This is a genomic window from Vibrio sp. DW001 (assembly GCF_029016285.1).
GTDB lineage: Bacteria > Pseudomonadota > Gammaproteobacteria > Enterobacterales > Vibrionaceae > Vibrio.
The window spans coordinates 592,384-607,721 of record NZ_CP091975.1 but is presented as its reverse complement, the minus strand read 5'-3'; the positions used below and the strand labels follow the sequence as shown (position 1 = coordinate 607,721).

Below are 15,338 nucleotides of genomic sequence, written 5' to 3'. Positions count from 1 at the left end.
TTTCGTTTACGTGACAGTTACATTACAATGAAGCTGTAAACAACTGAAAAACGCCACCAATAACAAAAGTAGGCAACATTGAAATAATTATGTAACAGAAAGGGCCTACCTTTCACTATCTATTTTTCCCTGTTTTTAGGGGATGATCGGTAAACACCCTTAATATTTGTCGGAAGGTATCATGAGTGCAGAAAAACTTTATATCGATAAAGAGTTAAGTTGGCTATCTTTTAATGAGCGTGTATTGCAAGAAGCGGCAGACAAAACCGTTCCGCTGATTGAACGCATCCGCTTCTTAGGCATCTATTCAAACAATTTCGATGAATTTTACAAAGTCCGTTTCTCTGATGTAAAACGACGAATTCTTATTGCCCAAGAAAGCGGTAACAAAGACGACGGAAAAAATCTTCTTGCGAAAATGCAATCCAAAGCGGCTCAATTAGAAAAAGACTTCGCCGAGCTATACAACGAACTACTCTTAGAGATGGCTCGTCGCCGTATATTTTTAGTTAATGAAACTCAATTGAGCGAGCCGCAAGAGAAATGGATCAGAAAGTACTTCAGAAAGGAAGTATTGCCCCATATTTCTCCCCTTATTATGACGGAAGATATCGACGTACTCTCTTTCTTAAAAGATGAGTACGCCTATTTAACGGTCGAAATGAGAAAGAAAAAGAAAAAAGACAAAGCTCAATATGCACTTATTGAGATCCCAACCGATCAATTACCTCGTTTTGTTATGGTCCCAGAACAAAAAGGGAAACGTCGAAAAACTATCATTTTGCTCGATAACATTATCCGTTACTGCTTAGATGATATCTTCCAGGGGTTCTTTGAATATGAAGAACTGCACTGCTATTCGATGAAGATGACTCGTGATGCTGAATATGATTTGGGGTTCGAGGTTGAACACAGCTTACTAGAACAAATGTCTGAAGGAGTGGCACAGCGTTTAACCGCAATGCCTGTTCGATTTGTCTATGAGCGAGAGATGCCTAAAGAGATACTCTATTTCTTGTGTGAAACGCTTAAAATATCAAACTATGACAGCCTCATAGCCGGTGGCCGTTATCATAACTTCAAAGATTTTATCGGCTTCCCAAATGTCGGTCGAGACTATCTAGAGAACAAACCATTACCACCATTAACCTGTGCTGATTTTGAAGGGTATAACAACAGTTTCGACGCGATTAAAGCTAAAGATATTCTCCTTCATTACCCTTATCACACCTTCGATCATGTCGCAGAATTAGTCCGTCAGTCCTCTTTTGACCCAAAGGTCCGCGGCATTAAGATCAATATCTACCGAGTCGCTAAAAACTCTAAGCTAATGAACTCGCTGATTGATGCGGTACATAGTGGCAAAGACGTAACGGTTGTGGTTGAGCTACAGGCTCGTTTTGATGAAGAAGCCAACATTGAATGGTCTAAGGTATTAACCGACGCTGGGGTACACGTTCAATTTGGCGCTCCCGGCCTGAAAATCCATTCAAAATTACTGCTTATCTCCCGTCGTGAAGAGGGTGAAATCGTTCGCTATGCTCATGTCGGCACCGGTAATTTCCATGAAAAAACAGCCCGTATCTATACCGACTTCGCACTTTTAACCGCAGACAAAGAAATTGTTGAAGAAGTACGCAACGTATTTGGCTACATAGAAAATCCTTATCGCCCCGTCAAATTCAATCATCTAATTGTTTCTCCTCGCAACTCCAGAAGTCGACTTTATAAGCTAATCGACCAGGAAATTGCGAACAAAAAATTAGGTAAAAAGGCAGGCATAACTCTTAAGATCAATAACCTAGTCGATAAAGGGTTAATCAGTAAGCTGTATGGTGCGAGCGCTGCTGGTGTGAAGATAAAGATGATTATTCGCGGTATGTGCTCACTTGTTCCCGGAGTCGAAGGGATTAGTGATAACATTCAGATTATCAGCATTGTAGACCGCTTCTTAGAGCATCCTAGGGTAATAATCTGTGAAAACGACGGAAATCCATCGGTGCATATCTCATCGGCGGATTGGATGACACGTAACATCGATTATCGAATTGAAGTTACGGTGCCTATACGCGATGAACGACTTAAACAACGTATTATAGATATAATTAATATTCAGTTCACGGATACGATGAAAGCTCGTGTTATTGATAGCGGCATGAACAACGATTATGTACCTCGTGGTAACCGGAAAAAAATTCGCTCGCAACTTGCTATTTACGATTACATCAAGCAAGTTGAAAAGCAGACCAGAATAGAACATGAGAATCCGATAAAAGATGAATGAAAAAATAGACCTTCAAAGACGTAAAGTCGCCGCAATCGATTTGGGTTCAAATAGCTTTCATATGGTTGTTGCACACATTGTTGGAGAAGATCTACAGATAGTGAGTCGCCACAAACAGCGTGTGCGGCTTGCTTCAGGCTTAAACCCTAAAGACAAATTACTTAATGAAGCCGCCATCGTTCGCGGTCTGGATTGTCTCACAATGTTTGCAGAGCGATTACAGGGGTTTGAACCAGAAAACGTTCGTATTGCGGCTACCCACACACTACGACAAGCTCGAAACGCGAATGCCTTTATGCGTCGCGCACGCGAGGTACTGCCTTTCCCAATTGAAATCATTCCCGGTGTAGAAGAAGCTCGCCTCATTTATGCAGGCGTCGCGCACACCCAACCTGAATCGAAGAGTAAACTTGTCATTGATATTGGTGGCGGCAGTACCGAAATGATCATCGGCCAAGCGTTTGAGCCAGAATTAGTCAACAGCACACTGATGGGCTGTGTCAGTTTTACCGATCAGTTCTTTGCCAACGGTAAGCTTTCTAAAACCAACTTCGCTCACGCCAGTATCGCTAGCCAGCAACGATTTGAATCGCTCATAAAACCTTATCGAAAAAAAGGCTGGGAAGCAGCAATAGGTTCATCTGGCACGATCAAGGCAATTCGCGAGGTGTTAATTGGTTTGGGCTTTGAAGATGGTGTTATAACCCCTAAACGTCTCAACAAGCTTATCGACACATTGTGTGAATTCGAATCCATCGATGAGATCGACCTTCAAGGTTTGACGATTGAACGTAAACCCGTATTTGCAGCGGGTGTTGCGATTCTGGAGTCTATTGTTACGGGCCTAGGTATTAAAGAATTACATTTCTCTGATGGTGCGTTACGCGAAGGCTTACTCTACGAAATGGAGGCACGTTTCGAACGTTCAGACATTCGCATGCGTACTACCGAATACTTAGCCAGAAAGCATATTGTTGATTTAAATCACGCCGATAGAGTCAGAAAACAAGCCATGAGTTTTCTAATGCAGGTATCTTCCGATACCGGTATTAAGAGAAGTGGTGAACTCTCCTCATTATTGGGGTGGAGCGCATTACTGCATGAGGTTGGTCTAAGTATTAGCTATCAAGGGCTTCATCGCCACTCTAGTTATATACTTCGACACACGACCATGCCGGGCTTCAACCAAGAACAGCAAATTGTACTTGCTACCCTCGCACGCTTTCAGCGCAAATCACTAAAGCTGCAAGAAATGCAGGAGTTCAACCTGTTCAAAAAAAGGCATATTATCCAACTCATTCGAATTCTGCGCCTATCCATTGTATTGAATGGCCAAAGAAACGAAGAAGGTTTGCCTGAACTGAACCTCAAGATCAAGGGGGACGATCATTGGGAGATAGAGTGTGAAGATAAAGATTGGCTCAACAATAACAAACTGCTTCAAGCTGACCTAGAAACCGAAAGTGAATTTTGGCAAAAAGTAGATTGGGTGATTGATTTCTAAACGTCACAACCCAATTTTTTCTAGCTCTTTATTGGCTAAATCGGCAGAAATCCCGACATATCCATCTTTTTCGACCACCATCTGACCCTGCTTGGAGTAGATAAAACGGATAAATTCCGTTTCGATCAGAGATAGCTGTTTACCGGGATGTTTGTTGATATACACATACAGAAAACGCGATAACGGATACTCACCATTCAGAATGGTCTCTCTCGTCGCCTCGACATAATGCGTACCATCAACCGAAATAGGCAGCCGTTTTGCGTTTGAGACGCTGTAACCAACGCCAGAATAGCCAATCGTGTTAATTCCCGATGCGACGGCCTGAACGACCGAAGCTGAACCCGGAAGTTCATTAACGTTACGTTTAAAATCGCCACCGCATAACGCCGTTTTCTTAAAGTACCCATAAGTCCCTGATACTGAATTTCGACCAAATAATTGGATTCGACGTTTCGCCCATTCGCTCTTAACATCTAGCTCGAACCAATATTCTAGAGGCTGATTACTACCGCAACGTAACGTGGACGAAAAAATACTATCGATCTGAAAAAAACTTAACCCTTCGATCGGATTGTCCTTATGAACAAATATTCCAATAGCATCAATCGCTATCTTTAATTCTGTTGGTTTGTACCCATGCTCTCTTTCAAAAGCCTCAAGCTCTTTAAGTCGCATTGGTCTGCTCATTGGACCAAATTGTGCCGTCCCTTCTGTTAATGCAGGCGAAGCAGTGGAAGAACCAGAGGCCTGAACTTGCACATTAACATTGGGATAATACGTTTTGAACGCCTCTCCCCATAGGGATAACATACTTGCGAGAGTGTCGGAGCCAACCGAGGTTAAATTACCCGACAAACCAGATACTTTATTATAGTTCGGTAGTTCTTTTGCCAACGTCTGGGGGCTCACACTGAGCAAGCTCAAGGTGATGCAGAGTAAACGGGTTATCGACAAACAGGTGACCACTCTCATTCCTAAACTACATTCCTATTTTACGATGAGCCGTTTTGGCAAAACAAAGGAAAATTGACTACCTACACCGACTTCACTACGGATATCTAAAGCTGAATCATGGTGGCTTAGTGCGTGCTTCACGATGGCCAATCCTAATCCACTGCCGCCCGTCTCTCGGGAGCGAGCTCTATCCACACGATAAAACCGTTCCGTAAGTCGCACGATATGTTGAGGTTCTATCCCTTCACCACTATCTTCTACATCCAAATGCGCCCCCATATTGGTTTGATACCATCTGACATGCACATTCGCACCGTCCGGTGTATATTTGACCGCATTGTAAACAAGGTTAGATATTGCGCTTCGCAGTTGATCTTCATCACCGAGGATCTTTAACAACGGGTCGATATCGAACACAAATTTATGGCCTCTATCTCCACTCAGTGCTTGAGCCTCTTTTTCCAACACATCGAGCATGGATGGTACATCCACCACCTCATCAAGGTCGTGCATTGGAGCTGCCTCTATTTTAGACAACGTCAGAAGCTGATTGACCAATGCATTCATGCGATTCAATTGTTCCGTCATCACGCCATGTGCCTTGGGCCACATAGGGCCAACGAGCATATCTTGGTCTTCTGTCATCTCAAGATAACCTTGAAGAACCGTCATGGGAGTACGTAGCTCATGAGATACATTAGCGAAAAAGTTACGACGCATCCCTTCCAACTGATTCAATTGGGTAACATCACGTACCACCATTAAATGCTCACCTTCCGTGTAGGGCACAATACGCAACTCAAGCATACGTTCAACATTCAGGGGAGATCGCATCTCTAACGGTTCTGTAAAATCGTTATTACCAAGGTATTTAATAAAATCAGGGGTACGTATTAGGTTAGAAATAGGCTGTCCGGAATCATCTGGCCACCGGAAACCCAAAAGGTACTGGGCAAGCTTATTACACCAAACAATATTGCCTTCGTCGCGAAAAACCACCACCGCATCGGGTAATGACTCTGCGCCATTTCTAAAGCGGCGGATAAGATTAGTCAGGTCTTTACGCTTCTTTCTTTGCCTTTGACCTAAACGATAGATACCGTTAAACAACCCTTCCCAATGGCCAGTACCAGAGGGTGGCGTTAGACGCTTTTCATCCCACAACCAAGTCGACAATCGTATCTGATTGTGAATATGCCATAAAAGCTGAATCGCCGTCGCCGCAAGAAGCAACCACGGCATATATCCAAACAACCAGCCAATCATAATCCATGGTGTGTAAAAAAAAGCTAGTGACCAGACTAACTTTTTCCATGTTAACTTTTCTACCATCTATTTATCCGAAAAGTTCCTTTAAGCTTTGGTTGAGAAACGATAGCCAGCTCCACGTACTGTTTGTACTAGCTTGTCGTGTCCTTCGAGTTCGAGTGCTTTACGAAGGCGACGAATATGTACATCGACCGTTCTATCCTCGACATAAACATTTGTGCCCCAAACATTATTAAGTAACTGTTCGCGACTATAGACTCGTTCTTGATGCGTCATAAAGAAATGCAACATCTTAAATTCAGTTGGCCCCATATCAACCGCTTGATCACTAACGGTTACTCGGTGTGAAACTGGGTCCAATTTAAGACCTTGAACATCGATGACATCTTCTAGCGCTGTTGGCGATACTCGACGAATAACCGCCTTGAGTCTTGCGACAAGCTCTTTTGGTGAAAACGGTTTAGTGATGTAGTCGTCGGCCCCCACTTCGAGCCCGCGAACTTTATCTTCTTCTTCTCCGCGAGCGGTTAACATCACAACAGGGATGTTGCGAGTAAGCTCTTCACGCTTAAGATGTTTAATTAGATTGATACCCGAACCACCCGGTAACATCCAATCAAGTAATATGAGATCTGGGTATGGTTCGCACAGTTTATTTAGAGCAGCGTCATAGTCTTCTGCTTCCACTGCTTGATAACCCTTTTGCTCAAGAACAAAACACAACATTTCACGTATTGGTGCTTCATCTTCAACAACCAGAATCCTTCTAGACATAATTGAGCAACCTTTAAGTTTTAATCAACGCTAAGCATTATCTTCGCTAAGTATGACACTTTTGTGACCTTTGCAAACTATTTTTCACATAACTGTCGCATAGTGGTCACATCTTCAAGTCGACTAAAAATACCCTATCCTAGCGGTACTTATAGAAAGCACACTGTGCATTTTTTCGTAGCAACAGAGATTCTTGGTATAAAGCACTCAACAAATTTTGATTATTCCCCTATTATGTGTCGCCTAAATCTAAGATAAGAGAATGACTATGTGGTTTAAGAACTGTCTGGTATATCGCTTTAACCGTGATATCGAATTTGATGTAGAGCAACTAGAGAAGCAACTTGAAGAGTTTCGCTTCACGCCATGTAGCAGCCAAGATAAAAGCAAATTTGGTTGGTGTAATGTAATGGGAAAATTCGGTGACATGCTTACTCATGTATCAGAGAACCGTATTCTTATCTGTGCGAAGAAAGAAGACAAGATGCTACCGGCCTCTGTTATCAACGAATCGATGGCCGAAAAAATAGACGCAATGGAACTCGTAGAAGGTCGCCCTCTTAAGAAAAATGAGAAAGATAACATTAAGGAAGATATCGTTATCGATCTCCTTCCTCGCGCCTTCAGCAAAAGTCAGTTTACCAATGTATTGATCCTTCCTAAGGAAGAACTGATCGTGGTAGATGCAAGTAGTTTCAATAAAGCTGAAGATGTGTTGGCGCTGTTACGTAAGAGCATCGGCAGCCTACCCGTTGTTCCTGCTATTCCGGAACAACCACTCGAAGGCTTGATGACAGAGTGGGTCAAATCGGGTAATACGCCGCAAGGTATCACCATGCTAAATGAAGCAGAATTGCAATCGCTTAAAGAAGATGGTGGCGTTATTCGCTGTAAAAAACTGGAGTTGAGCTCAGAAGAGATCATTAACCATATTAACGCGGATAAGATAGTGACTAAGCTAGCGCTAAACTGGCAAGAGCATATCGATTTCATTCTAGCCGATGATTGCAGTATCAAACGCTTAAAATTCAATGAAGATTTAAAAGATCAAAATGAAGATATCCCAAGAGAGGACCGAGCAGCACGATTTGATGCTGACTTCTCTTTGATGAGTTCAGAGTTAGCGAGCTTCTTACCTAATCTTTTTAAAGAGTTAGGTGGGTTAACAAATAACGCCACTTAATCTTGGCCTAAATCTGTGGTTAGGATGGTAGATCTAATACCATCTCCATCACTCTATGATTAAGTCCAGAATGGCTATCATTCTCGTGAATACGGGAATGATAGCTTGAAAAAATGGCGATAATTAGATGGCGTTACCCGCGCAACTTTTACTCCCATAAAAGCCATACTCTCTACCTTTTTCTCGCTCAATTTATACACAATTAAAAACCCAAATCACTAGGAAACTCCCTCCTTTTCGCGTAATATTCGCGCTCCCAATTATTGCGCTATTTGGTAGTGCAATTCTGACTTGCAATCAGACTAGAGAATATAAATATGTTTAAGCCAGAACTACTGTCACCTGCTGGAAGTCTTAAAAATATGCGTTATGCATTCGCCTATGGGGCCGATGCAGTCTACGCAGGACAACCACGCTATAGCCTTCGTGTTCGTAATAACGAATTCAATCATGAGAACTTGCAGATCGGTATCGATGAAGCTCATGCTCAGGGGAAAAAGCTTTATGTGGTATGTAATATCCAGCCGCATAACTCTAAGCTGAAAACCTTTATCCGAGATTTGAAGCCTATTGTTGAAATGGGGCCGGACGCATTAATAATGTCGGATCCTGGTTTGATCATGATGGTCCGAGAGACCTTTCCTGATGTCGCAATCCATCTTTCTGTACAAGCGAATGCTGTAAACTGGGCAACCGTTAAGTTTTGGTCTACTCAAGGTGTCGAGCGAGTTATCCTCTCAAGGGAGCTATCTTTAGAAGAGATTGAAGAGATTCGAGAGCATTGCCCAGAAACAGAGCTTGAAATTTTTGTCCATGGTGCACTTTGCATGGCGTACTCTGGCCGCTGCTTACTTTCAGGTTACATGAACAAGCGTGACCCTAACCAAGGCACGTGCACTAATGCTTGTCGTTGGGAGTACAACGTAGAGAAGGCCGAAGAGAGTGATTCGGGCCAAATCGTAGAGATCCAAGAAGCCACAGAACGCCCAGACAATACACTTGGCCTTGGCAAACCGATTGACGATGTTGTATTGCTTTCTGAAAGCCATCGTCCTGACGAAAAAATGGCCGCATTTGAAGACGAACATGGCACTTACATCATGAACTCGAAAGATCTTCGTGCCGTGCAGCATGTTGAACGTTTGACTAAGATGGGAGTTCATTCATTAAAAATTGAAGGCCGAACGAAATCTTTTTATTACTGTGCACGTACTGCACAGGTTTATCGTAAAGCCATCGATGATGCGGTGGAAGGTAAACCTTTTGATGAAAATCTACTCGGTACCCTTGAAAGCCTGGCTCATCGTGGCTACACAGAAGGGTTCTTACGCCGACATACTCACGATGCATATCAGAACTATGAATACGGTTATTCCATTTCTGATACGCAGCAATTTGTAGGTGAATTTACCGGTCAGCGCCGTGGTGAATTGGCGGAAATTGATGTGAAGAACAAATTTCTTGTTGGTGATCGCTTAGAGTTAATGACACCAAATGGAAACATTACTTTTACGCTTGAAACCATGGAAAACCGAAAATCTGAATCAATCGAAGATGCGAAAGGTAATGGGCACTTTGTATTTATACCTGTTCCAGAAGATCTAAACCTAGAATTCGCTCTGTTAATGCGAAATCTAGGCAACGGTCAAGATACAAGAAATCCCACTGGTAAGTAATTTGTATGTAAACGTTATCAAAAATCAGGTTTATTTATCAATAAACCTGATTTTTTAACGATTATATGAGATTTACTATTGTCATATGGTGATGAATTATGCATATTAATAACCTTGTCAACCAAGTGGCAGTTTTCTGTTAAATAGATTCCAATCCATTTAAGCAGAAAATTGTGAATCTGTATTATGAATGATATCTACAAGATCGAAACGTATTGTGAGAAAAGTAAAGAGCAACTTGCTGATTTGATTATCAAATCTGGAAGTCAGTGTATTGTTCGTGGATGGGCACTGATTACCGATCATGTATTCAACGAATCACAGACTAAGCAAGCATTGCATCTTGTGGCCCGAATTACTGACAATCTAACCGATGATGACCTCTACTCTTGGTCGACTGCGAGCAAAAAAGCCGCGTAATTAATTCCTAACATCACCTGTTTTTCACCTTCCTAGCCTGTGGTACACTTCGCGCCACTTTATCATTATGCTCTCGTGACTTGTTACGTATGAGCTTCTTTGTGCGTACGTATTGTTACCAAGGTATATTTCATGGCTCTGCTAATTCAAGACACCTGTATAAACTGCGACATGTGTGAACCAGAATGTCCTAACTCGGCAATCTCAATGGGGGACGAAATCTATGAGATTGACCCTGATCTCTGCACTGAATGTAAAGGCCACTACGACGTACCAACCTGTCAATCTGTTTGCCCTATCACTAAATGCATTATCACTGATCCTAAGCACATAGAAAGTGAAGAAGCACTTTTAGAAAAATTTGTTGTTATACAGGGTTTAGTTTAACTAGAAAGTAATCTTTGCTTCACACCCACCATCAGCAAGATTCTCTAATACAAAACCCCATGAGAAACGGCGACAAAGGTGATCAACGATAAGCAACCCCATTCCGTGCCCATTTTCGTCATAGGTTTCTGTTAACCCGTTACCTTCATCTCGAACAAACAAACTTTCTGGTGTCATCTCTATACTAATCTTGCCTTTGTTCGTCGCGGCAATGGCGTTTCTAATCAGGTTTCCGACCACCATATTAAGCACCGCTTCACTGGCTTGAACTCGAGGGCCATCTTTAATATCCAGTTCGAAATCTAACTTTTTATCCATCGCTTGAGCGCGATTTTGTTCTACTATTTTTTGAATTTCGCTCGCCTTTAAACGGCGTACGGGCGCATCGTCTTTACTTCTTTCATAACGCACCAAGCTGAGTAGTGCATCAACCATGGTGCTCATCTGATAGGTGGCATCGCTAATGCGGGTGATCTGCCTTTCTTGAAATTCATTCTTTTCACTACGAAACAACAGCTTTGTAGACCCTTGCATCACCGTGAGTGGGGTTCTCAGTTCATGGCTTGCATATCGGGCGAATGCTTGTTCTCTTTTAATTAGGGACTTGATTTCCGAACGATAGCTATTAAGTTCATCGGTTAACGTTTGAAATTCAATTGCAGCGCTATCTGGTACCTCAAATTCCTGACTGAATTCGCCTCGACTCTTTTCCAGTTGTTGTGTTAACTCGTTAATTGGCTCAATCAGTCGTTGAGAAAGTTTGTAAAGCAGTGCACCAAAGGAGAACATCATTAAAGCGATCAAAGATATAACCGTGGCAATGGCATAAACACGCTCCTCTACACTAAATTCAACCCGATCTATTTCTGATTCTAGAAGGATAGGAAACGAGACCCCACCATCGGTATACTCTCCTAAATAAAGCATACGAGATTCTGTCTCACCTAAATAGTAGCTCTCACCCTGGATATATTGTGCAAGAACCTCTGGGATCAAAGAGAGGTCATTGTAAGCAACGGTAAGAATATCCAGTCTTATTTTCCCTTTTTCCCCAGCTAAAAATCGTTCTATCGCTTGATCTCTATCGAATAATATTCGTCTTTCACCCACTCGGTCTTCTGACCAATCCAATGCCACACTAAAAATGGCATAGCAAAAAATACCCACCATGATAGAGACGCCGATAAAAAACATCGCAAGTCGTCCTGTCATGCTTTTGGTACTGATAAAAAGCGGCTTCTTCATTCTCCACTCTCCAACCTAAAACCAATCTTAGGTACGGTGATCAGAAGTGCAGATTCAAATGGTTTATCTAATTGATTTCTAAGTTGATAAATATGGCTACGCAAGACATCGTTATTCGGTTCATCTTCCTGCCAAAGTTGGTAAGCAATCTGGTTACGTGTCACGACATCCGGAGCTTTTAAACAGAGCAATTCTAAAATGGTATAGGTGGTTGGATTGAGTGCCAAAAGTTTGTCTCGACGGTAAGCTCGACGAGTTTTTTGATCAATAGTAATTTCACCAAATGTAAGCTTGCTGCTTGCTACCTTTCCCTTATACCGTCTTAACAAAGCCTCCATTCGTGCATGTAAAATATCAAGATCAAATGGTTTCGTTAAATAATCATCCGCACCGTATTTAAAACCTTTTAACTGGTCATCTCTGCTATCTAACGCGGTGAGCATTAAAATTGGGGTGTTTTTTCCACTTTCTCGAAGCTTATTACAAACGGCTAATCCATCCATACGAGGCAACATTAAATCGAGTAAAATAATGTCGAAATCATTCTCCAAAGCAAGTTTTAAACCCAATGCACCATTGTCAGCGTAGTCCAGTTCCATATTCATGCTTTCAAAATAGTCAAATAGCATGCCTGCAATTTCACGATTATCCTCAACCAGTAACACTCTTTTCATCTTAATTCGCCTTGTTCCCTTCAAGAAAGGATCGCTTATTTGATGTGGAAAATATGTCGACGACATCTCTTTCACATCACTTCCTTTAAATTGCACTCTGTTGTTTATTATAGAGTAGTTAATTATGACCGCGCATTCTATCCATACCATAAAACGAACCAGCCCTAAGCGTCATTCAGATGACCATATTACACTGTCTGTTATCGTACCATTCTATAATGAACAAGATGTGTTACCTGAGTTTCATCGCCGCTTAACCGCCACGTTGGATGAGATACCCATTGTGAGTGAGATTGTCTATATCGATGATGGTAGTACAGATAAAAGCCAAGCTTTAGTTGAATCCTTTTCCCTCTCTTCGAGTTTGATACGCTGTATCTCACTCAGTCGTAATTTTGGGAAAGAGTCAGCCATGAGCGCAGGATTAAAACACTGTAAGGGCGAAGCTATTATCTTAATAGATTCCGATTTGCAGGATCCTCCAGAGCTCATTCCAGACTTATTAGCCAAATGGCGAGAAGGTAATGATGTCGTTAACATGCAACGTAGCGATCGCTTAGGTGAAAGCTGGTTTAAACGCTTCTCTGCGGCTTGTTTCTATAAATTACTCAATAGTATTGCAAAGCTAGAAGTACCTGAAAACGTAGGCGACTTCCGATTGTTAAGCCGTGAAGTAGTTAATCATATCAATCAACTTCCCGAACGTAACCGTTACATGAAGGGCCTTTTTTCTTGGCCCGGATTTAGACAGACCACGATGACGTTCCAGCGCGATGCGCGCTTTTGTGGTGAAACTAAGTGGAACTACCTTAAACTGCTGGGACTAGCGGTAGATGGTATTACTTCTTTTTCCATTCGCCCGTTACGCATTGCCACCATTATTGGAGCGTTAACCGCAATAGCGGCCTTTATTTATGGATCATTCATTGTCATTAAAACCGTTTTTCTTGGCGACCCTGTTTCGGGCTACCCATCAATTATGGTGATCCAATTGGCACTTGGCGGTATTCAACTACTTTGTATCGGCTTGATGGGTGAATACATTGGTAGGATCTTCATCGAAACTAAGCAACGACCACTCTATTTAATTCAATCCATTCATGAACAACCTGCAAGTAAACAAACCGTTAAACTAGGACATACCGCGTGAATATCAATAAAAATCACTTATGGCTAATGCTGGGTTTTGCGATGTTATTACGCTTAATATCCCTTTCAACTTACCCATTAATGGACACCACTGAAGCGCGCTATGGCGAAATGGCCCGGCTTATGGTGGAGACTGGAAACTGGCTTACTCCTCAGTTTGACTATGGTGTGCCATTTTGGGGAAAACCACCCCTTTTCACTTGGATGAGCGCCGTTGGGATAAACGTGTTCGGATTAAGCGAATTTGCAGTGCGTTTCCCGCACTGGTTAGCAGGCTTATTCACAGTTAGCTTAATTGCCTTGTTTGCTAAAAAATCCGGTTTAAATGCGTTGGTTGCCGCGACGGTTCTTGCAACCTGTGGCATTTTTTCGATTGCGGCTGGCGCGGTAATGACCGATATGGCACTAACTCTTTCCATGACAATGACCATGTTAGGGTTTTACTACTGCTGGTTAGATCAATCAGATAAAGCAAAAACGTGGGGATATCTATTTTTTGTCGGCCTTGCGTGTGGCTTATTAGCCAAAGGACCCGTAGCAATAGTCATTACCGGTATCGCGGTATTCCCTTGGTTAGTTTTACAGCATGGATTCATTGGGGCGTTTATCGAGTTTAAACGTCGTTTTCCATTGGTAACAGGCATCGTGCTTATGCTTGCTATTGCGCTTCCATGGTATTTTTTGGCGGAACTCGCCACCCCTGGTTTTATCGACTACTTTATTGTCGGTGAGCACTTTAAGCGTTTCTTCGTCAGTGGATGGGAAGGCGATTTATACGGCTCTGCCCATGATCAACCAAGAGGCATGATCTGGCTATTCTGGCTAGAATCTGCACTCCCATGGTCAGTAGTATTACCCATTTTACTCTGGGTTCGTCGAAAGAACGAAAGCCCAATACATGCTTCTCACAAAGGATTAACCAGCTTTCTGTTCTTATGGTTATTGTCCCCTCTCATTTTATTTACCATGGCAGGCAATATTCTACCTGCCTACATACTGCCAGGCGTACCTGCGTTAGGGTTATTAGTCGCATCACTGGTTACTGATAAGGATTTCAGGTGGCTTTCAGGAATAGCGGCTGTATTGCCCGTTCTATTAATGGTCGCGATGCTGGTCCTGAACTTGGGAAAGGCCGATGAAAAAAGTGACCGTGTTATTTTCAATCAGATTTCGACTGATTCCCCTGTATTCTACGTCAGCAAACGCCCATTTTCTGGACAGTTCTACAGTAATGGTAAAGCTAAACAGCTCGACTCTATTGAGATGTTGACTGGACTTAACAACTATTATCTCATTGGTAACGCAAATAGCGTAGAACCGTTAATGGCTAAGGAAAACCTGAGTTGCAGTACCGATTTCATTGCAAATTCAAAGCGCACACTCTACCACTGTCAGGTCAGTTATGGACGCAACTAAATTATTGAAGTTTGCCTTCGTTGGTGGTGTCGGTTTTGTCGTCGACACCTTGGTATTTATCTTACTGTACCAAATACTTGAGCTCGACATGATGGTTGCTAGACTGTTCGCATTTATCGTTGCTGCCACCACAACATGGTTAGGTAATCGACTCTTTACATTTTCTAGCCAATGTACAAGCAACAAGCTTATACAGTGGCAAAGATTTATTTCTGTCGCTTGCTTTTCTGCAATACCTAATTTTTTAGTTTTCAAGCTCGTTATGAGCCTGATTAACAGTTATTTTCTGAGTGTTTATATCGCCCTTACCCTCGGCGTGTTGGCCGGTATGGCAAGCAACTTTTTGTTAAGTGAACGATGGGTATTCGCGACACGCGAATCGAATTCAAATTTGTGAAGG

At 42.4% G+C, this 15,338-nt stretch carries 14 protein-coding genes; 9 read left to right on the top strand and 5 right to left on the bottom strand.

The window, feature by feature from the left end; all coding sequences use genetic code 11:
- Positions 1-181 precede the first annotated feature (181 nt).
- Positions 182-2,284, top strand: a complete 2,103-nt coding sequence (gene ppk1, locus L3V77_RS02945) for a polyphosphate kinase 1 (protein WP_275135655.1) — start codon at positions 182-184, stop codon at positions 2,282-2,284.
- The gene (ppx, locus tag L3V77_RS02940; protein WP_275135654.1) at positions 2,277-3,788 is read left to right on the top strand and encodes an exopolyphosphatase; all 1,512 of its coding nucleotides are present in this window, start codon (positions 2,277-2,279) and stop codon (positions 3,786-3,788) included. The genes ppk1 and ppx overlap by 8 nt, the downstream gene beginning before the upstream one ends.
- Before the next feature lie 3 nt (positions 3,789-3,791).
- Here ppx and L3V77_RS02935 read toward each other — a convergent pair whose 3' ends face one another.
- The 3 genes from L3V77_RS02935 to phoB are packed head-to-tail and all read right to left on the bottom strand — an operon-like array spanning position 3,792 to position 6,788.
- Positions 3,792-4,763, bottom strand: a complete 972-nt coding sequence (locus L3V77_RS02935; RefSeq protein WP_275135653.1) for a PstS family phosphate ABC transporter substrate-binding protein — start codon at positions 4,761-4,763, stop codon at positions 3,792-3,794.
- A 15-nt stretch (positions 4,764-4,778) separates the two neighbouring features.
- Positions 4,779-6,077, bottom strand: a complete 1,299-nt coding sequence (phoR, locus tag L3V77_RS02930; protein WP_275135652.1) for a phosphate regulon sensor histidine kinase PhoR — start codon at positions 6,075-6,077, stop codon at positions 4,779-4,781.
- A 21-nt stretch (positions 6,078-6,098) separates the two neighbouring features.
- Positions 6,099-6,788 carry a phosphate regulon transcriptional regulator PhoB gene (gene phoB / locus L3V77_RS02925; RefSeq protein ID WP_195702308.1) on the bottom strand — a complete coding sequence of 230 codons (690 nt, stop codon included), beginning with the start codon at positions 6,786-6,788 and terminating at the stop codon, positions 6,099-6,101.
- A 268-nt stretch (positions 6,789-7,056) separates the two neighbouring features.
- Here phoB and rdgC point away from each other — a divergent pair, with 268 nt between their 5' ends.
- The 4 genes from rdgC (at position 7,057) to L3V77_RS02905 (ending at position 10,454) form a co-directional block, all read left to right on the top strand.
- Positions 7,057-7,971, top strand: a complete 915-nt coding sequence (gene rdgC / locus L3V77_RS02920) for a recombination-associated protein RdgC (protein ID WP_275136679.1) — start codon at positions 7,057-7,059, stop codon at positions 7,969-7,971.
- Positions 7,972-8,288: 317 nt separating this feature from the next.
- The gene (yegQ, locus tag L3V77_RS02915) at positions 8,289-9,647 is read left to right on the top strand and encodes a tRNA 5-hydroxyuridine modification protein YegQ (RefSeq protein ID WP_275135651.1); all 1,359 of its coding nucleotides are present in this window, start codon (positions 8,289-8,291) and stop codon (positions 9,645-9,647) included.
- A gap of 186 nt (positions 9,648-9,833) precedes the next feature.
- On the top strand, positions 9,834-10,067 hold the full coding sequence (locus tag L3V77_RS02910; protein ID WP_195702306.1) for a hypothetical protein: 234 nt from the start codon (positions 9,834-9,836) through the stop codon (positions 10,065-10,067).
- Positions 10,068-10,199: 132 nt separating this feature from the next.
- Positions 10,200-10,454 carry a YfhL family 4Fe-4S dicluster ferredoxin gene (locus tag L3V77_RS02905; protein ID WP_275135650.1) on the top strand — a complete coding sequence of 85 codons (255 nt, stop codon included), beginning with the start codon at positions 10,200-10,202 and terminating at the stop codon, positions 10,452-10,454.
- Here L3V77_RS02905 and L3V77_RS02900 read toward each other — a convergent pair whose 3' ends face one another.
- Both L3V77_RS02900 and L3V77_RS02895 read right to left on the bottom strand, forming a co-directional pair.
- Complete coding sequence (locus L3V77_RS02900; RefSeq protein ID WP_275135649.1) at positions 10,455-11,699, bottom strand: HAMP domain-containing sensor histidine kinase; 1,245 nt, start codon at positions 11,697-11,699, stop codon at positions 10,455-10,457. It abuts the gene before it with no gap.
- The gene (locus L3V77_RS02895; RefSeq protein WP_275135648.1) at positions 11,696-12,373 is read right to left on the bottom strand and encodes a response regulator transcription factor; all 678 of its coding nucleotides are present in this window, start codon (positions 12,371-12,373) and stop codon (positions 11,696-11,698) included. The genes L3V77_RS02900 and L3V77_RS02895 overlap by 4 nt, the downstream gene beginning before the upstream one ends.
- A 124-nt stretch (positions 12,374-12,497) precedes the next feature.
- Between L3V77_RS02895 and L3V77_RS02890 the strand changes: the two genes are divergently transcribed.
- The 3 genes from L3V77_RS02890 to L3V77_RS02880 are packed head-to-tail and all read left to right on the top strand — an operon-like array spanning position 12,498 to position 15,335.
- Positions 12,498-13,523, top strand: coding sequence for a glycosyltransferase family 2 protein (locus L3V77_RS02890; protein ID WP_275135647.1), 1,026 nt, complete (start codon positions 12,498-12,500; stop codon positions 13,521-13,523).
- Positions 13,520-14,938 (top strand): glycosyltransferase family 39 protein, encoded by a 1,419-nt coding sequence (locus L3V77_RS02885; protein WP_275135646.1) that lies wholly within the window; start codon positions 13,520-13,522, stop codon positions 14,936-14,938. Before L3V77_RS02890 ends, L3V77_RS02885 begins: the two co-directional genes overlap by 4 nt.
- Positions 14,925-15,335 (top strand): GtrA family protein, encoded by a 411-nt coding sequence (locus L3V77_RS02880; protein WP_275135645.1) that lies wholly within the window; start codon positions 14,925-14,927, stop codon positions 15,333-15,335. The genes L3V77_RS02885 and L3V77_RS02880 overlap by 14 nt, the downstream gene beginning before the upstream one ends.
- Positions 15,336-15,338 lie beyond the last annotated feature (3 nt).

Excerpts from the sequence above, each read along its gene's own strand:
- ppk1 (WP_275135655.1), top strand. The coding sequence starts at position 182 with ATGAGTGCAGAAAAACTTTATATCGATAAAGAGTTAAGTTGGCTATCT.
- ppx (WP_275135654.1), top strand. The coding sequence starts at position 2,277 with ATGAATGAAAAAATAGACCTTCAAAGACGTAAAGTCGCCGCAATCGAT.
- L3V77_RS02935 (WP_275135653.1), bottom strand. The coding sequence starts at position 4,763 with ATGAGAGTGGTCACCTGTTTGTCGATAACCCGTTTACTCTGCATCACC.
- phoR (WP_275135652.1), bottom strand. The coding sequence starts at position 6,077 with ATGGTAGAAAAGTTAACATGGAAAAAGTTAGTCTGGTCACTAGCTTTT.
- phoB (WP_195702308.1), bottom strand. The coding sequence starts at position 6,788 with ATGTCTAGAAGGATTCTGGTTGTTGAAGATGAAGCACCAATACGTGAA.
- rdgC (WP_275136679.1), top strand. The coding sequence starts at position 7,057 with ATGTGGTTTAAGAACTGTCTGGTATATCGCTTTAACCGTGATATCGAA.
- yegQ (WP_275135651.1), top strand. The coding sequence starts at position 8,289 with ATGTTTAAGCCAGAACTACTGTCACCTGCTGGAAGTCTTAAAAATATG.
- L3V77_RS02910 (WP_195702306.1), top strand. The coding sequence starts at position 9,834 with ATGAATGATATCTACAAGATCGAAACGTATTGTGAGAAAAGTAAAGAG.
- L3V77_RS02905 (WP_275135650.1), top strand. The coding sequence starts at position 10,200 with ATGGCTCTGCTAATTCAAGACACCTGTATAAACTGCGACATGTGTGAA.
- L3V77_RS02900 (WP_275135649.1), bottom strand. The coding sequence starts at position 11,699 with ATGAAGAAGCCGCTTTTTATCAGTACCAAAAGCATGACAGGACGACTT.
- L3V77_RS02895 (WP_275135648.1), bottom strand. The coding sequence starts at position 12,373 with ATGAAAAGAGTGTTACTGGTTGAGGATAATCGTGAAATTGCAGGCATG.
- L3V77_RS02890 (WP_275135647.1), top strand. The coding sequence starts at position 12,498 with ATGACCGCGCATTCTATCCATACCATAAAACGAACCAGCCCTAAGCGT.
- L3V77_RS02880 (WP_275135645.1), top strand. The coding sequence starts at position 14,925 with ATGGACGCAACTAAATTATTGAAGTTTGCCTTCGTTGGTGGTGTCGGT.